The sequence below is a fragment of the Mycobacterium sp. H4Y genome (assembly GCF_000364405.1).
GTDB lineage: Bacteria > Actinomycetota > Actinomycetes > Mycobacteriales > Mycobacteriaceae > Mycobacterium > Mycobacterium intracellulare.
In genome coordinates, this window is sequence record NZ_AKIG01000003.1 from 551736 (window position 1) to 568340 (window position 16605).

Sequence of the window (16605 nt, forward strand, 5' to 3'; positions counted from 1 at the left end):
CTGTGCTCAGCGTGACTCCCGCGGCAGCTCCGCGAGTACCAGCCGCAGCACCTGCACCGCGCCGGCCTTGTCGAGCGGGTCGTTGCCGTTGCCGCACTTGGGGGACTGCACGCACGACGGGCACCCGCGGGGGCATTCGCACGCCTCGATGGCGGCGGCCGTCGCGGCGAGCCACGTGCGGGCCCGGCGGAAGCCCCGTTCGGCGAATCCCGCGCCGCCCGGATACCCGTCGTAGACGAAGACGCTGGGCAGCCCGTCGGGACCCGGTCCCACCGCGGTGGACAAGCCGCCGATGTCGCCGCGGTCGCAGCTGGCGACCAACGGCAGCAGCCCGATGGCGGCATGCTCGGCCGCATGCAATGACCCGGGAATCCGCGTGCCGTCAATACCCTTGCGCAGCAACGCATCCTCGGTGATGGTGTACATCACCGAGGTGGTGGCCAACGTGTGCTCCGGCATGTCCAACTCGATGAAGTCGATCACCTCCCCGGAGAGCAGGCGGCGCAGGTAGCCCACCACCCGGTGGGTGACCCGGACCGGGACCAGCCCGAGCGTGACCGGCCCGAAGGCCAGACGCTCACCGCTGCCGGTGACGACGATGTCGGTGATCTCCCGCGCGAACGTCGCATAACCGGGGTCCTCGGCGTGGACGAAGGCGATGCCCTCCTCGGTGTCCAGCGAATCCACCACGTAGCTCTCGCCCTGATGCAGGTACACCGCGCCCGGGTGCACCGAAGCCGGTGCCCGGCCGACGTCGGCGCTGCCCAACAGCCGCCCGGTGTCGGCCTCGACGATGACGATCTGCCCGCCCGTCGAGCCCCGGATGTCCACCGCGGCATGCGGTTCCAGGCCGGGCGCCGGAAAGTACTTTCCGCTTCGCCGCCGCAGCAGCCCGTCATCGACCAGGCCGTCCGCCACGTCGGTGGCGCCGAGTTCGCGCACCTCCGCGTCGTCCAGCGGCAGTTCGGTTGCCGCGCAGAGCAGTTGCGGCCCCAGGATGTACGGGTTCGTCGGGTCGATGACGACCCGCTCGACCGGCTTGTCCAGCAGCGCGGCCGGATTGTGCACCAGATACGTGTCCAGCGGATCGTCCCGGGCGATCAACACCACCAGCGCGCCCTGCCCGCGCCGACCGGAGCGGCCGGCCTGCTGCCAGAACGAGGCGACGGTGCCCGGAAAACCGGCGAGCACCACCGCGTCCAGCCCGGCGATGTCGACGCCCAACTCCAGCGCATTGGTGGTGGCCAACCCGCGCAACCGGCCCTCGGCCAGGGCGCGCTCCAGCGCGGTGCGGTCCTCGGCGAGATACCCGGCCCGATACGACGCCACCGTCCGGGACAGCTCGGGGGCGATGTCCTCCAGCCGCGCCTGGGCGCCCAGCGCGGTCAATTCCGCGGCGCGGCGCGACCGCACGAAGGTCAGGGTCTGCGCTCCCTCGGCGATCAGGTCGGCCATGACGCGCGCCGCCTCCGCGCCCGCCGAGCGGCGCACCGGTGCACCGTTCTCGCCGACCAGGTCGGTCCGCAGCGCGGGTTCCCACAGGGCCACGGTCCGCGCCCCCTGGGGTGAACCGTCTTTGGTGACCTCCTGCACCGGCAGCCCGATGAGCTCGGTGGCCGTCGCACCCGGGGAATCCGTTGTCGCGCTGGCGAAGATCACCGTCGGCGCACTCGAATAGCGGGCGCACAACCGCAACAAGCGGCGCAGCACCATCGCCACATTGGAGCCGAACACCCCACGGTAGTAATGACATTCGTCGACCACCACGAAGCGAAGACCCCGCAACAGCACCGCCCAGCGGGCGTGGTTGCGCAGGATCGACAAGTGGATCATGTCGGGGTTGGAGAACAACCAGCGGGAGCGCTCCCGCGCGAAGCGGCGCACCTCGGCGGGACTGTCGCCGTCGTAGGCGGTGGGAGCCACCGCAAAACCGGGTTCATGCAGCCGCGGAATCGCCGCGGTCAGGGCGTGCGCTGCCCGCAGCTGGTCATGCCCCAGCGCCTTGGTCGGCGACAGGTAGAGCACCCGGGCCCGCGGATCGGTCGCCAGCGCGTTGAGGACGGGAAGCTGATAGGCCAGCGACTTGCCCGAGGCGGTGCCGGTGCTCACCACCACGTGGCGGCCCGCGTAGGCCAAATCCGCGGCCGCGAACTGATGCGACCAGGGCGCGGCGATCCCGCGGTCGGCGAATGCCTTGACCACGTCGGGCTCGGCCCACGCCGGCCAATCGTGCGGCCGGCCACTGCGCGGTGGCAGTTCGGCGACGTGGCGCAGCGGCCGTTCGTCCGTCGCGGTTCCGGCGAGCGCGGCGGCAAGCAGCTCACTGCCGAAGCTCGCCATCTCACCCCGCTCGGAATCGCTGTTCGAATCGGGCAAACACACAAGTCTGTCGCCGACGCGATGAACATGGTTGACTAATTGCGGTCGCAGCTTCTGTGTTCGTGTCAAACTTTCGCAGGATCGACGTTGCGGCCGCGGTTCCTGCGAGGTTAATCGGTCGGGTGAAGTTCCGGCGACTCAGCGAGGTATGGCGGTCGTACCAGGCCCGGGGCATCGAAAGGCGATGCCCCGCACCCAGAAGAAAAGGAAAGATCGAGAGATGCCACAGGGAACTGTGAAGTGGTTCAACGCGGAGAAGGGCTTCGGGTTCATTGCCCCCGAAGACGGCTCCGCGGATGTGTTTGTCCACTACACGGAGATCCAGGGTTCGGGCTTCCGCACCCTCGAAGAGAACCAGAAGGTCGAGTTCGAAATCGGCCACAGCCCGAAGGGCCCCCAGGCCACCGGAGTCCGCTCCCTGTAGGGAAGAGCAGACCTAACGGACACCCCCCGTGCAGCCCCGCCCAGCGGGCCCAGCCGGGGGGTTTCCTTTTTCTATCAGTTCTATCGGTTTCTATCGGCACGGCGCCGCCGCGCCGATTACCTCAAGACGCGGATGGGCGAGAGGGCCTACTGTCGGATGGCGTGAGCCAGCTTTCCTTCTTTACCGCCGAGTCGGTGCCGCCCGCGGTCGCCGATCTTTCGGGGGTGCTGGCGGCGTCCGGGCAGATCGTCACCGTCGGCGGTGCGGAGGCCCAGGGCGCTCGGCTTTCGGTGGTCGTGGACGCGCCCTGGCGGGCCGCCGCGCTGGCGGACATGATCCGCGAGGCCGGTCTGGCCGCCGAGATCGGCCGGACCGACGAAGACACCCCGCTGGTGCGGACGGCGGTGGACCCGTCGTTGAGCACGCTGGCGGCCGAATGGACGCGCGGCGCGGTCAAGACCGTGCCGCCGCGCTGGCTGCCCGGACCGCGCGAGCTGCGGGCGTGGACGCTGGCGGCCGGCAACCCCGAGGGCGAGCACTACCTGCTGGCGCTGGACCCCCACGCGCCCGACACCCACTCGCCGCTGGCGTCGGCGTTGATGCGCGTCGGGATCGCGCCCACGCTGATCGGCACCCGCGGCGGCCGGCCGGCGCTGCGCATCAGCGGCCGCCGCAGGCTATCGCGCCTGGTAGAGAACGTGGGGGAGCCGCCCGACGGCGCCGAGGCGCTGTCCCGGTGGCCGCGGGTCTAGCCACCGGACGACGCGCGAATTCGCGCCGCGTTCTCGGGCGTCGGTTTGCGTAGGCCCGCCCGAGGGTGCGAAATTGTCAGGTGCCGCAGGGCGAAGGAACGGTCGCGTACCTGAATTTCACCGGAATTTTCGAAGCCGACCTGTCATTCTTCCTGCAGGTGGTCTCGCAGGGGGGACCAATCAGGGATGGAGCGTAAGGGCAGTTGGCTGACCCGAAACTGAAGGACAGCGCCGGCGGCGGCAACGGAAGCCGCCGGCGACTCGTGATTGTCGAGTCGCCCACCAAGGCGCGCAAACTGGCCGGGTACCTGGGCTCCAGCTACATCGTCGAGTCGTCGCGCGGCCACATCCGCGACCTGCCCCGGGCGGCCGCCGACGTGCCCGCCAAGTACAAGTCGGAGCCGTGGGCCAGGCTGGGCGTGAACGTCGACCACGACTTCGAACCGCTATACATCATCAGCCCGGAGAAGAAGAGCACCGTCACCGAGCTCAAGGGGTTGCTCAAGGACGTCGACGAGCTCTATCTCGCCACGGATGGCGACCGCGAGGGCGAAGCCATCGCCTGGCACCTGCTGGAGACCCTCAAGCCCAACATCCCGGTCAAGCGGATGGTGTTCCACGAGATCACCGAGCCGGCGATCCTGGAGGCCGCCGAAAATCCCCGCGACCTCGACATCGATCTGGTCGACGCGCAGGAGACCCGCCGCATCCTGGACCGCCTGTACGGCTACGAGGTCAGCCCGGTGCTGTGGAAGAAGGTCGCGCCCAAGCTGTCGGCGGGCCGCGTCCAGTCGGTGGCCACCCGGATCATCGTGCAGCGCGAGCGCGACCGCATGGCGTTTCGCAGCGCGTCCTACTGGGACATCGTGGCCCAGCTCGACGCCAGCGTGTCCGACCCGCAGGCGTCGCCTCCCACCTTCTCCGCCCGGCTGACCAACGTCGACGGCCTGCGCGTCGCCACCGGACGCGACTTCGACTCGCTGGGACAGCTGCGCAAGGCCGACGAGGTCACCATCCTCGACCAAGCAAGCGCGACCGAGTTGGCCGCCGGGCTGCGCGGCGCCCAGCTGTCCGTCGCCTCGGTCGAGGAGAAGCCCTACACGCGCCGGCCGTACGCGCCGTTCATGACATCGACGCTGCAGCAGGAGGCCGGCCGCAAGCTGCGGTTCTCCTCCGAGCGCACCATGAGCATCGCCCAGCGGCTCTACGAAAACGGCTACATCACGTATATGCGTACCGACTCGACCACGCTGTCGCAGTCGGCGATCAACGCCGCCCGCAACCAGGCGCGTCAGCTCTACGGCGAGGAGTACGTCTCGCCGTCCCCGCGCCAGTACACCCGCAAGGTGAAGAACGCCCAGGAGGCGCACGAGGCGATCCGGCCCGCCGGCGAGACGTTCGCCACCCCGGACGCGGTGCGACGCGAACTCGATGGCGACGAATTCCGGCTCTACGAGCTGATCTGGCAACGCACGGTGGCCTCGCAGATGGCCGACGCGCGCGGCACCACGCTGAGCCTGCGGATCGGGGGCCGCTCCGGCGAGCGTCAGGTGGTGTTCTCCGCCAGCGGTCGGACCATCACGTTCCCCGGCTTCCTGAAGGCCTACGTGGAGACGGTGGACGAGTTGGCCGGCGGCGAGGCCGACGACGCCGAGAGCCGGCTGCCGCAGCTCACCCAGGGCCAGCGGCTGGACGCCATCGAACTCACGCCCGACGGCCACGCCACCAACCCGCCGGCCCGCTACACCGAGGCGTCGTTGGTCAAGGCGCTCGAGGAACTGGGCATCGGCCGCCCATCGACGTATTCGTCGATCATCAAGACCATCCAGGACCGTGGCTACGTGCACAAGAAGGGCAGCGCCCTGGTGCCCTCCTGGGTCGCGTTCGCCGTAACCGGTTTGCTGGAGCAGCATTTCGGCCGGCTGGTCGACTACGACTTCACCGCCGCGATGGAGGACGAGCTCGACGCGATTGCCTCGGGTCAGGAGCGGCGCACCGACTGGCTCAACAACTTCTACTTCGGCGGCGAGCACGGGGTGGCCGATTCGGTGGCCCGGTCCGGCGGCCTGAAGAAGCTCGTCGGCGTCAACCTGGAAGGCATCGACGCCCGAGAAGTCAACTCCATCAAGCTCTTTGACGACGAGCAGGGCCGTCCCGTCTACGTCCGGGTGGGCAAGAACGGGCCGTACCTGGAGCGCATGGTGACCGGCGACCCCGATGATCCCAGCGGCGAGCCGAAGCCGCAGCGGGCCAACCTCAACGACTCGCTGACCCCCGACGAATTGACCCTCGAGCTGGCCGAGCAGCTGTTCGCCACGCCGCAGGAGGGACGGGTGCTGGGCGTGGACCCGGCGACGGGCCACGAAATCGTCGCCAAGGACGGCAGATACGGCCCGTACGTGGCCGAGGTCCTGCCGGAGCCGCCACCCGGCGACGACGGGCCCGGTCCAGATGGCGGCGCCGCACCGGCGAAGAAGGGCAAGAAGCCCACCGGTCCCAAACCCCGTACCGGGTCGCTGCTGCGCACCATGGATTTGCAGACGGTCACGCTCGAGGACGCGCTGCGGCTGCTCTCGCTGCCCCGGGTGGTCGGTGTCGACCCCGAATCCGGCGAGGAGATCACCGCGCAGAACGGCCGCTACGGCCCATACCTGAAGCGCGGCACCGATTCTCGCTCGCTGGCCACCGAGGAGCAGATGTTCGACATCACCCTCGAGGAAGCGTTGAAGATCTACGCCGAGCCCAAACGCCGCGGCCGCCAGGGCGCCGCCGCTCCGCCGCTGCGTGAGCTGGGCGCCGACCCCGCGACCGGCAAGCCGATGGTGATCAAGGACGGCCGGTTCGGGCCGTACGTCACCGACGGCGAGACCAACGCGAGCCTGCGCAAGGGCGACGACGTGCTGTCGATCACCGACGAGCGGGCCGCCGAACTGCTGGCCGACCGCCGGGCCCGCGGCCCGGCGAAGCGTCCCGCCAAGAAGGCCGCCCGCAAGTCACCGGCCAAGAAGTCGGCTGCCAAAAAGACCGCCAAGCGCAGCTAGCCGCGAGCGTCGCTGGAAACCTCTTGCGGCGCAACCTCTTCCGGGGCGGCCAGCTTCACCGGCCGGGCCAGCTGGGTGGGCGCCCTGCGGCCGCGCAGCTCGACCACCTCGCCGACATCCCAGCACAGGGCCTCGGCATCCAGCGCCCCGCTGACGGCGATCGCCGACGCGAGCACGTGGCCGGGCTCGAGCTTGGCCAGCTCGGTCAGCCGGGCGGCCTCGTTGACCGGGTCGCCGATCACGGTGTACTCGAAGCGGGCCTGCGCGCCGATGTGGCCGGCGATGGCCCGCCCGGACGACACCCCGATGCCGAACTCCGCCGAACCGATCACCGGGAGCAGCTCGTCGTGCAATTCCCGGGCGGCGGCCAGCGCCCCGCCCGGTGAGTCGGGGTGCTCGATCGGCGCGCCGAAGATGGCCAGCGCGGCGTCGCCCTGGAACTTGTTGACGAAACCGCCGTGGCGGCCAACGGTTTCCACCACTACCCGGAAGAACTCGTTGAGCAGGTGGACCACCTCGGCGGGCGGGCGGGTCGAGGCCAGCTGGGTGGAGCCGACCAGGTCCACGAACAGCACCGCGACGTCGCGCTCCTGCCCACCCAGCTCGGTGCCACGCTCCAGCGCGCGGCGGGCGACGTCCTCTCCGACGTAGCGGCCGAACAGGTCGCGCAGCCGCTGCCGCTCGGACAGGTCGCGCACCATGTCGTTGAAGCCCGCCTGCAGCAGGCCGAGCTCGCTGGCGTCGTAGATCTGCATGTGCGCGTTGTAGTTTCCGCGCTGCACCTCGCTCAACGCCCAGCGCAGCTGGCGCAATGGGTCGGCGATCGACATGGCCACCAGCAGGGTGCTGATCAGCCCGACGCCCAGCGCGGTCAGCGCCAGCAACAGGATGGGGTTGAACAGGCTCTCCGGTGCGGCGTGCAGCAGCGAGGCCTTGTCCGCCACCACGGCCAGCACGATCGCCATCAGCGGCACCGCCGTGGACAGCATCCAGGTCAGGATCTGGCGCAGGATGACGCCGGGCGCCTTGACGTTCTCCGGCACCCCACTGCGCAGGGCGGCGACCGCCACCGGCCGCAACACCCGTTCGGATTGCAGGTAGCCGATGATCGCGGTGGCGGCGGCGCCCAGCGCGGTCGCGACCGAGACGACCGGCGCCGCGAACTTGGCCACCGACCAGCTGGCCACGATGAACACCACGCCGCCGATGCACCAGTACGCGACCGTGCTCAGGGTGCGGTAGTACGGCATGCGCAGCGCGCGGCTGCGGGCGAGTTCGGTGGCGACCGGATCGGTCTCCGCGAGCATGTTGTCGCGGCGCTGCCAGCGGAAGACCGGCATCAGCAGCTTGAGGTTGACCACGACGCCGACGAGGAACAGGACGACCAACGAGCTCGAGAAGATCGCCAGGTTGAGCGTCGGCAGGTCCTGCAATTCGATGCGATCCTGCGGCGGCAACCCGTAGCGCAGGAAGCCGAGCACGAACAGCGCGCCGATGATGTCGGCCTGCAACATGCTCAGCGCGAACAGCGGCCACGGGGTGCGCACCACCCACCGGACGAATGCGCTGATCCGCCCCGGTAGTGCCGCCGCCGTAGTCACCAACCCACCGTATCGGGCGGCGGCGACGTCCCGGAAACTTAATAACGATCTCGGCAGGTCGCGCGGGGGGCCCCGACGACCGCAAAGATCACGGAATGGTCGCGGTACGGTAGCCGATCGGTATCTGTCGGCCTGGCTGTCTACTGTTACCGATGATGTCTGGGGTGTTTGCGCGGCTGGTAGGCCAAGACGCGGTGACGGCCGAGCTGCTCGCCGCCGCCAGAGCCTCCCGCGGTGACCCAGCCCACAGCGAGGCGGGCGCCGGGACTATGACACATGCCTGGCTGATCACCGGTCCGCCGGGCTCGGGGCGCTCGGTGGCCGCGCTGTGCTTCGCGGCCGCGCTGCAGTGCACCGCCACCGTCGAAGACGGGGGCCCGGGCTGCGGGCGCTGCCACGCGTGCACGACGACCATGGCCGGCACGCACGCCGACGTGCGCCGGGTGATCCCCGAGGGCCTGTCCATCGGCGTCGACGAGATGCGCGCGATCGTGCAGATCGCGTCGCGGCGCCCGGCCACCGGGCATCGCCAGATCGTGGTGATCGAAGACGCCGACCGGTTGACCGAGGGCGCCGCCAACGCGCTGCTGAAGGTCGTCGAGGAGCCGCCGCCGTCGACGGTGTTCCTGCTGTGCGCGCCGTCGGTGGATCCCGAGGACATCGCCATCACGCTGCGGTCGCGGTGCCGGCACGTGGCGCTGGTGACACCGTCGACCGAGGCGATCGCCCGCGTGCTGGTGGACAGCGACGGCCTGAGTCCCGAAACCGCGGACTGGGCGGCGTCGGTCAGCGGCGGCCACGTGGGCCGGGCGCGTCGGCTGGCCACCGACCCGGAGGCCCGCGCGCGCCGGGAGCGGGCGCTGGGACTGGTGCGCGACGCCGCGACCCCGTCGCGGGCCTACGCCGCCGCCGAGGAGTTGGTGGCCGCGGCCGAGGCCGAGGCGGTGGTGCTGACCGCGGACCGCGCCGAGGCCGAGACCGAGGAGTTGCGCACGGCCCTCGGCGCCGGCGGCACCGGGAAGGGCACCGCGGGCGCGATGCGCGGCGCGGCCGGGGCGATCAAAGACCTTGAGCGGCGGCAGAAGTCGCGCCAGACGCGGGCCTCGCGCGACGCGCTGGACCGGGCGCTGATCGACCTGGCGACCTATTTCCGGGATGCGCTCCTGGCCGCCGCGAACGGCGGGGCGGTGCGGGCCAACCATCCGGACATGGCCGAGAAGGTCGCGGCGCTGGCCGCGCATGCCCCGCCCGACCGGCTGCTGCGCTGCATCGAGGCGGTCCTCGGGTGCCGGGAGGCGCTGGCGATCAACGTCAAGCCGAAGTTCGCCGTCGGCGCCATGGTCGCCACGATCGGCCAGCAACTGCGCGCCCAGGAACCGCGCGACTGATTTCGTGGTGCCCGCCCGCCTGCCGTAGACTCGTGCCGCCCGGCGCGTGGGCACCAGCCGCCTTAGCTCAGTCGGTAGAGCGATTCACTCGTAATGAATAGGTCAGGAGTTCGATTCTCCTAGGCGGCTCCATTTCTTCCCGGGTCAGGCCGGGGCCAGAAAACCCACCGGGCCCGACGCGATGCACAACGCCAGCGCGGCGGTGTTCGCCCGCACGGTGATCGCGTCCCCGGCGCCCGGCAGGCGCGCGAAGACCCGGTTGAGGCCGGGATGCACCGGCACTTTGACCTCGGGCCCCTGCGTCATCGACAGCGTCATCGACCCGTCGCTGTTGGCCAGGTAGTTCAGCTCGACGGTCCAGTCGGCGGGCAACAGCGGCCCGTCGAGGGCCAGGCGCGCGGGTTTGTCCGGTTGCGCGAAATAGCCGCATCGCGGCATCGGCCCCGGCGCGATGGTTCGGACCCAGGTCACCCGCGCCTTGACCAGGTGGCCGGAGCTGTCCAGCATGCGCAATTGCGTTGTGGCGGGCGCGAATTCGGGCCTGTCCCGCAGCAGGGCGAACATGTGGCTGGCCAGATTCTCCGGTGCGGCCACCCGTTGCAGCACCAGCGGATCGACCTCGGAGTCCAGCAGCGGCGCGTCCGAGGCGGCATGGGCCGCGGCCAGCGACGCCTGGGCGTTGCGCAGATAGGGCTGGGCCGGGTTGTCGCGCCAGCTGGTCAAGAACGTGGCCGTCGAGTACAGGCTGCTGACCGCGAACAACACCGCCAAACCCGCGGTTACCACGGCGCGTTTCGGCGACGCGTCGAGCCAGCCCGGGCCGGCCGGGCGGTTCGGGGCGCACAGCGCGACGGCGGCCAGCAGCGCCAGCACGACCACGAGATCCGGGAAATACCGCAGCGTCTGGGCGAGTTCCAGCGCGGTCTGCTTCGACGAGCGCATCAGATAGATCGGCACCTGGCAGGCCACGGCGTAGCCCGCGGCGGTCGCCCACACCGGCCCGATGCGCCGCTTGCGCGCCAGCGACACCGCCAGCGCGCCGCCCAGCGCCAGCCAGCCCAGCGCCATCACCGACGGCGGGGGCGTGGCCCAGGGCGAGGCCGGCGCCCACCGGTCCCAGTGCCAGGGGCCGCCGGCCAGCCCCGGCACGATGCCGTGCGTGATCGATCGCGCCAGCAGCCGCCCCGTCATCGACAGGTCGGAACTCCACCGCCGCTGATTGACCACGGCCAGATAGAGCACCACCCAGGCCGCGGTGAGCGCCAGCGCCGCGACCCACAACCGCGCGCCGGCCCGCCACACCGCCGCGAGCGCCGATCCCAGCCCCCCGTCACCGGTCACGTGGCGCAGCAGCGCGGCGACCGCGAACGCGACGAACGGGATCACCGCGGCCTTCTCGAAGAACAGCAGCCCGCCGAAGTAGACCAGCACCCCGGTCACCGCGTAGCGCCGGTGGCCGGTGCGCACCAGCAGGACGGCGTCGGCGCACACCCAGGCCAGCGCCGCCAGCATCGGCAGCGAGTTCAGCGCCGCCGCCCACCAGGCGAACCCGGGCACGCCGAGCGGGGTGAACAACGCAAACGTCAACGGGATCAGCAACACCGGCCGCCAGCCCAGGATGACGTGCAGCGCGCGCAGCAACGCCAGCGACGCCAGCAGCTGCAGCGCCACCAGGCTGACCGCCGGCCACGTCCAGTCCAGCGGCGCCAGCCGGATGATGGTGCCCGCGAGCAGAAACGCCGCCGGCATGACGTGGCCGTCGTGATCGTGGAACAGGTACGACGGCGCGAGCAGGTTATGCGTGCCGGCCTTGCCGATCAGAATCAGGTCGTCCCAATAGAAATAGCCCCCGAACGCCAGCGCCGCGCGGACCGCCAGCTGCACCGCGATGAGCGCCGCGGCCGCCGCCGCTATGTATGGTGGGCCGGTGCGTGCACTGGTTACCGGGGCAGCCGGATTCATCGGCTCGACGCTAGTCGACCGCCTGTTGGCCGACGGCCACACGGTCGTGGGGCTGGACAACTTCGCGTCCGGCCGCGCGAGCAACCTCGAGCACCTGGCCGACAACCCGGCACACGTCTTCGTCGAGGCCGACATCGTGACCGCGGACCTGGAGGCCATCCTCGACGAGCACCGCCCGGAGGTGGTGTTTCACCTCGCCGCCCAGATCGACGTGCGGCACTCGGTGGCCGACCCCCAGTTCGACGCCTCGGTCAACGTGATCGGCACGGTGCGCCTGGCCGAGGCCGCGCGCCGAGCGGGGGTGCGCAAGGTCGTGCACACCTCCTCGGGCGGCTCGATCTACGGCGTCCCGCCGCGGTACCCGACGCCCGAGACCGTGCCGACCGATCCCGCATCGCCGTATGCCGCCGGGAAGGTGGCCGGCGAGATCTACCTGAACACCTTCCGCCACCTCTACGGCCTGGACTGCTCACACATCGCGCCGGCCAACGTCTACGGCCCGCGCCAGGACCCGCACGGGGAGGCCGGCGTGGTGGCGATCTTCGCCCAGGCGCTGCTATCGGGTAAGCCCACCAAGGTTTTCGGTGACGGCGGCAACACCCGCGACTACGTATTCGTCGACGACGTGGTGGACGCGTTCGTCAAGGCGTCCGGGGACGCCGGCGGCGGGCAGCGATTCAACATCGGCACCGGCGTCGAAACCTCGGACCGGCAACTGCATACGGCGGTGGCCGCGGCCGTCGGGGGGCCCGACGACCCGGAGTTCGCGCCGCCCAGGCTCGGTGACCTCAAGCGATCCTGCCTCGACATCGGTTCGGCCGCAAAGGTTTTGGGTTGGCGACCGAAGGTCGAGCTGACCGAGGGTGTGCGCCGCACGGTGGATTACTTCCGGCGGACGCACGCCGGCTAACCGGCCTCGGGCGCCTGTGCGGAATCCAGCGCGATCGCCCGGGCCAGCCGCGCGTAGCGCAGCTCCAAGTCCTTGAACCGCATGTAGGTGCTGAGCGTGGTGAAACAGAAGGCCATGACCAGCGCGTAGAGCATCAGGTCGGTGCCGCGGCGCACCCCGAACCACTGCGCCACGACGGTGGTGTCGTCGGGCCGCAGCACGGCGTAGATGCCGGCCAGCACGAACACCACATAGCCGACCTTGACCCAGGCCCGGGACCGCGCGTTGCGGCGCGACCGCAGCAGATAGACCAGCAGCGCGACGATCGATCCGATCAGCAGCACCTGGATCCAGTTCATGGTGTCCTCCCTCGCAGGAACCCGTCGAAGATGATGTTGACGCCGTTGAGCAGCGGCTGCCCCTTCGACTTCGAGTATTCGGTGTAGAGCACCTCGACCGGTTCTTCGGCGACGCGCCAATGGTTTTCGTCGATCAGCATGATGAACTCGTTGGCGTGGCTCATGCCGCTCATCGTGATGTCCAGCCTGTCGGCGACTTTCTTGTTGAACACCCGCAGGCCGTTGTTGGTGTCGGTCAGGTTGAGCCGGCGACCGCGCCGGCTCAACCGCGCGGCGGTCTGCAGCACGATCCGTTTCAACAGCGGCGGCCGCGCGACCTGCTGGGTGCCGAACCGGGTCCCGATGACCACGTCGACGTCCCCGACGCGCAGCCGGTCCACCATGGCGGCGAGGTCCTTGACGCGATGCTGGCCGTCGGCGTCGAACGTGGCGAAAACCTCGGCGCCGGGCTGCTTGCGGGCGTACTCGACGCCGGTCTGGATGGCCGCGCCCTGCCCGAGGTTGATGGGATGGCGAACCAGGTGAGCGCCCGCGCGCAGGGCGATCTCACCGGTGCCGTCGGCGCTGCCGTCGTCCACGCAGACGACGTGGTCGAATACCGAGCGCACGTCGGCTATCACCTCGGAGATGACAGCTGCTTCGTTGAAGGCGGGAATGACGACCCAGACGACCGAATATTGCGTTTCCGTACCCATCTAAGCCCACAAGGTACACGCTGGTGCAGGCCAGATCAGCCCGTTGCGCGTCCGGCGCGCGACAGCGCCACCAGATGGACTCCGATGCCCACCAGTGGCCCGCACAGCAATCCGACCACGGTGCGGGTCTGCAGGGACAGCGGCAGCAACAGCAGCAAACCCGACGCGACCGTGGCGCCGACCCAGCCCACCGAGTAGGCGCGGTGCAGCGCGGCGGCCACCGCGGCGGCGCCGGTCAGCGTCAGCATGGCGATCGCCACCGCGGCCGCGGTCAGCCACGCCAGCAGGGCGCTGCTGGCGTGGTACTGCGGCCCGAAGGCGAATCGCAACAGCCAGGGGCCCACGGCGCCCGCGGCCAGCACCCCGACCGCGCCGATGCCCGCGACGATGCCGGCCGGGGCGATCAGCGCGCGCACCCGGTCGCTGCGCTCGTCGACAAAATGCGCAATCAGGTTGCCCTGCATGGCCGTCAGCGGCACCAGCAGCGGCGCGCGGGTCAACGTGACGGCCAGGATGATCACCCCGCCCTCGGCGCCGAGCTCGGCGCTGGTCAGCTTCAGCAGCACGGGAAAACCCATCACCAGGATGGCGCTGGCGCCGGCCGCGGTGATCGAATGCGCGGCGCCCCGCAGGAAGGTCGCGGTGCCGCCCGGGGTGAGCAGCCGCGCGGCCGCGCGGGTGGCCGGCGAGGCCACCAGCAGGATCAGCCAGGCGATCGCGCCGCCGACCGTCGCCCACAGGAAGCCGGTCAGATGCCAGCCCAGCACCACGGTGGCCGCCGCGATCGCGACGCGGATGACCGCGTCGGTCACCATCAGCGCCCCGTACTGGGTCCACTGGTTGATGCCGGCCAACATGCCCAGCAGCGTGGTGTGCACGCAGAAGCCGGCCAGCCCCGCGCACAGCAGCGCCACCGACAACCAGCGCTCCTCGACGAAAACCCGACCGCTCCACAGCGGCGCGGTCCCCGCGATCACGACGGCCGCGGCGACCCCGAGCAGCGCGCCGACCCGCAGCGGGTGGGTGCGTTTGGTCGGCGCGACGTCGAGGTAGGCGCACGCGCGGACCTCGCGGGTGGTCTCTTGGAGCAGCCCGAAGGCGGCGCCGCTGACCAACCCGAAGGCCCCCCAGAAGACCCCGAACACCGAGAAGCCGCTGGGCGCGAGGTCGCGGGCCGCCAGGTAGATCACGCCGTAGCCGCACAGGGCGGTCACGGCGGTGGCGGTGCCGACGCGGGCCATGCTGCCGCGCGCCACCGGCCCCTGCGAGGCGCTGATTTCGGTCATCGGGGCAGCGCTTTCAGCGGACCGCACCGATGTATCGCCACAATTTGAAAATAGTAAGTGTCCGCACCGCTCGCCCGGCGCGGCGCTCGGGTTCGCTAATGTGAGCCGCTGTCGGAAAGGACCCATGGCCGCCTACCGCGTCTTCGGTGTTTCGCTGTTGCTCACCGTGGTGGCCCTCGTGCTGGGGTATGCCCACGGTGGCCTCGAGGATCTCTTCCTGCTGCTGGTGTTGGCCGTCCTCGAGGTGTCGCTGTCGTTCGACAACGCCATCATCAACGCCGCGATCCTGAAGCGGATGAGCCCGTTCTGGCGGCAGATGTTCTTGACCGTCGGGATCGTCATCGCCGTGTTCGGGATGCGTTTGTTGTTCCCGTTGGTCATCGTGTGGGCGACCGCGGGGATCGGCCCCGTGCGGGCGATGGAACTGGCGCTGCATCCGCCGCCGAACGGCGCGCTGGAGTTCGCGGACGGCTCGCCGAGCTACGAGAAGATGATCCTGTCCGCCCATCCGCAGATCGCGGCCTTCGGTGGGATGTTCCTGTTGATGCTGTTCCTGGACTTCGTCTTCCACGACCGGGATATCAAGTGGCTCAAGTGGATTGAGGTTCCGTTCGCCCGTATCGGGCGACTCGGCCAGGTGTCAGTGGTGGTGGCCGGCGCCACGCTGGTGCTCGTCGGCTCGCGGTTGACGCATTCCGCCGACGAGCGTGCCACGGTGCTGACCGCCGGGGTGCTGGGCCTGGTTACCTACCTGGTGGTCAACGGGTTGAGCCGCGCGTTTCGGCCGGCCAACGTCGAGGGCATGACGGTCGGCGAGGCGGTCGGCCGGGCGGGTTTCACCCTGTTCCTCTATCTGGAGGTGCTCGACGCCGCGTTCTCGTTCGACGGGGTCACCGGCGCCTTCGCGATCACCTCGGACCCGATCGTCATCGCGCTCGGGCTCGGCTTGATCGGCTCGATGTTCGTGCGGTCCATCACCATCTACCTGGTCAAGCAGGAAACCCTCGACCGGTACGTCTACCTGGAACACGGCGCGCACTGGGCGATCGGCGCGCTGGCCGTGATCATGCTCGGATCCATCGATCCGGGTTTGCAGGTGCCCGAGGCGGTCACCGCCTCGGTGGGTGTGGTCTTCATCGGGGCGGCGCTGGGCTGGAGCCTGCTGCGCAACCGGCGCAGGGCGCAGGCTAGTGGCGATCGCAAGCGCGGCGAAGCCGGGAGCAGCGGGTCGCCACCATCGGGCTAGTGGCGGGTCGCCACCGTCGAGCTAGTGCCCCTCGGCCTTGAACCGGTCCACCGAGCGCTGAATCTCGGCCTCGGCCTCCGCGCGGCCGACCCAGTCCGCCGCCTTGACGAACTTGCCCGGCTCCAGGTCCTTGTAGTGCACGAAGAAGTGCTTGATCACGTCCAGCTCGAACTCGGGCACGTCGCCGATGTCCTGGATGTGGTCCCAGCGGTGGTCGCCGGCCGGCACGCACAAAACCTTGTCGTCGCCGCCCTTTTCGTCGGTCATCCGAAACATCCCCACCGGGCGGGCCTCCACGATCACCCCGGGAAACACCGACTGCGGCAACAGCACCATGGCGTCCAGCGGGTCACCGTCCTCGCCGAGGGTGTCCTCGATGTAGCCGTAGTCGGTCGGGTAGCCCATCGCGGTGTACAGGTAGCGGTCCAGACGCACCCGTCCGGTCTCGTGGTCGATCTCGTATTTGTTCCGCTGGCCCTTGAGGATCTCGATGGTCACGTCGAATTCCACCGCGTCGGCTCCTTGTCTGGGTGTCTGCATGGGCAGGCCAATTTTGCTCTGCTACACCCTAGTCGAGCCCATC

The 16605-nt window shown here is 70.0% G+C and carries 13 protein-coding genes and 1 tRNA gene; 7 read left to right on the top strand and 7 right to left on the bottom strand.

What is annotated here, in order from left to right; genetic code table 11:
• Positions 1-6: 6 nt before the first annotated feature.
• Positions 7-2340, bottom strand: coding sequence for a DEAD/DEAH box helicase (locus tag W7U_RS23550; protein WP_008263427.1), 2334 nt, complete (start codon positions 2338-2340; stop codon positions 7-9).
• 259 nt (positions 2341-2599) lie between these two features.
• Here W7U_RS23550 and cspA point away from each other — a divergent pair, with 259 nt between their 5' ends.
• The 3 genes from cspA (at position 2600) to topA (ending at position 6596) form a co-directional block, all read left to right on the top strand.
• Positions 2600-2803, top strand: a complete 204-nt coding sequence (cspA, locus tag W7U_RS23555; protein WP_007772268.1) for a cold shock protein CspA — start codon at positions 2600-2602, stop codon at positions 2801-2803.
• Between the two features lie 161 nt (positions 2804-2964).
• A complete protein-coding gene (locus W7U_RS23560) occupies positions 2965-3555 on the top strand; it encodes a hypothetical protein (protein WP_008263431.1) in 591 nt (196 codons plus the stop codon).
• A gap of 203 nt (positions 3556-3758) precedes the next feature.
• Positions 3759-6596 (top strand): type I DNA topoisomerase, encoded by a 2838-nt coding sequence (gene topA / locus W7U_RS23565; protein WP_008263435.1) that lies wholly within the window; start codon positions 3759-3761, stop codon positions 6594-6596.
• Here the strand turns inward: topA and W7U_RS23570 are convergent.
• Positions 6593-8254 carry an adenylate/guanylate cyclase domain-containing protein gene (locus W7U_RS23570; protein ID WP_085976420.1) on the bottom strand — a complete coding sequence of 554 codons (1662 nt, stop codon included), beginning with the start codon at positions 8252-8254 and terminating at the stop codon, positions 6593-6595. The genes topA and W7U_RS23570 overlap by 4 nt on opposite strands.
• Positions 8255-8352: 98 nt before the next feature.
• Between W7U_RS23570 and W7U_RS23575 the strand changes: the two genes are divergently transcribed.
• The gene (locus tag W7U_RS23575) at positions 8353-9585 is read left to right on the top strand and encodes a DNA polymerase III subunit delta' (protein ID WP_085976876.1); all 1233 of its coding nucleotides are present in this window, start codon (positions 8353-8355) and stop codon (positions 9583-9585) included.
• Positions 9586-9641: 56 nt separating this feature from the next.
• Positions 9642-9717: transfer RNA gene (locus tag W7U_RS23580), tRNA-Thr, on the top strand.
• 12 nt (positions 9718-9729) lie between these two features.
• Here W7U_RS23580 and W7U_RS23585 read toward each other — a convergent pair.
• Positions 9730-11547 carry a hypothetical protein gene (locus W7U_RS23585; RefSeq protein ID WP_241767552.1) on the bottom strand — a complete coding sequence of 606 codons (1818 nt, stop codon included), beginning with the start codon at positions 11545-11547 and terminating at the stop codon, positions 9730-9732.
• Here W7U_RS23585 and W7U_RS23590 point away from each other — a divergent pair.
• Complete coding sequence (locus tag W7U_RS23590) at positions 11513-12457, top strand: NAD-dependent epimerase/dehydratase family protein (RefSeq protein WP_008263441.1); 945 nt, start codon at positions 11513-11515, stop codon at positions 12455-12457. The genes W7U_RS23585 and W7U_RS23590 overlap by 35 nt on opposite strands.
• On the opposite strand, the gene W7U_RS23595 is transcribed toward W7U_RS23590, so the two are convergent.
• The 3 genes from W7U_RS23595 to W7U_RS23605 are packed head-to-tail and all read right to left on the bottom strand — an operon-like array spanning position 12454 to position 14776.
• Entirely contained in the window at positions 12454-12795 is a 342-nt protein-coding gene (locus W7U_RS23595; RefSeq protein ID WP_008263443.1) for a DUF2304 domain-containing protein, read from the bottom strand. The genes W7U_RS23590 and W7U_RS23595 overlap by 4 nt on opposite strands.
• A complete protein-coding gene (locus W7U_RS23600) occupies positions 12792-13490 on the bottom strand; it encodes a glycosyltransferase family 2 protein (RefSeq protein ID WP_008263444.1) in 699 nt (232 codons plus the stop codon). The genes W7U_RS23595 and W7U_RS23600 overlap by 4 nt, the downstream gene beginning before the upstream one ends.
• A 35-nt stretch (positions 13491-13525) precedes the next feature.
• Complete coding sequence (locus W7U_RS23605; RefSeq protein ID WP_008263445.1) at positions 13526-14776, bottom strand: hypothetical protein; 1251 nt, start codon at positions 14774-14776, stop codon at positions 13526-13528.
• Positions 14777-14900: 124 nt separating this feature from the next.
• On the opposite strand from W7U_RS23605, the gene W7U_RS23610 reads away from it, so the two are divergent.
• Positions 14901-16022 (top strand): DUF475 domain-containing protein, encoded by a 1122-nt coding sequence (locus W7U_RS23610; protein WP_008263446.1) that lies wholly within the window; start codon positions 14901-14903, stop codon positions 16020-16022.
• A gap of 21 nt (positions 16023-16043) precedes the next feature.
• On the opposite strand, the gene W7U_RS23615 is transcribed toward W7U_RS23610, so the two are convergent.
• Positions 16044-16532 carry an inorganic diphosphatase gene (locus W7U_RS23615; RefSeq protein WP_008263447.1) on the bottom strand — a complete coding sequence of 163 codons (489 nt, stop codon included), beginning with the start codon at positions 16530-16532 and terminating at the stop codon, positions 16044-16046.
• Positions 16533-16605 lie beyond the last annotated feature (73 nt).

Excerpts from the sequence above, each read along its gene's own strand:
- W7U_RS23550 (WP_008263427.1), bottom strand. The coding sequence starts at position 2,340 with ATGGCGAGCTTCGGCAGTGAGCTGCTTGCCGCCGCGCTCGCCGGAACC.
- cspA (WP_007772268.1), top strand. The coding sequence starts at position 2,600 with ATGCCACAGGGAACTGTGAAGTGGTTCAACGCGGAGAAGGGCTTCGGG.
- W7U_RS23575 (WP_085976876.1), top strand. The coding sequence starts at position 8,353 with ATGTCTGGGGTGTTTGCGCGGCTGGTAGGCCAAGACGCGGTGACGGCC.
- W7U_RS23585 (WP_241767552.1), bottom strand. The coding sequence starts at position 11,547 with ATGAATCCGGCTGCCCCGGTAACCAGTGCACGCACCGGCCCACCATAC.
- W7U_RS23595 (WP_008263443.1), bottom strand. The coding sequence starts at position 12,795 with ATGAACTGGATCCAGGTGCTGCTGATCGGATCGATCGTCGCGCTGCTG.
- W7U_RS23600 (WP_008263444.1), bottom strand. The coding sequence starts at position 13,490 with ATGGGTACGGAAACGCAATATTCGGTCGTCTGGGTCGTCATTCCCGCC.
- W7U_RS23605 (WP_008263445.1), bottom strand. The coding sequence starts at position 14,776 with ATGACCGAAATCAGCGCCTCGCAGGGGCCGGTGGCGCGCGGCAGCATG.
- W7U_RS23610 (WP_008263446.1), top strand. The coding sequence starts at position 14,901 with ATGGCCGCCTACCGCGTCTTCGGTGTTTCGCTGTTGCTCACCGTGGTG.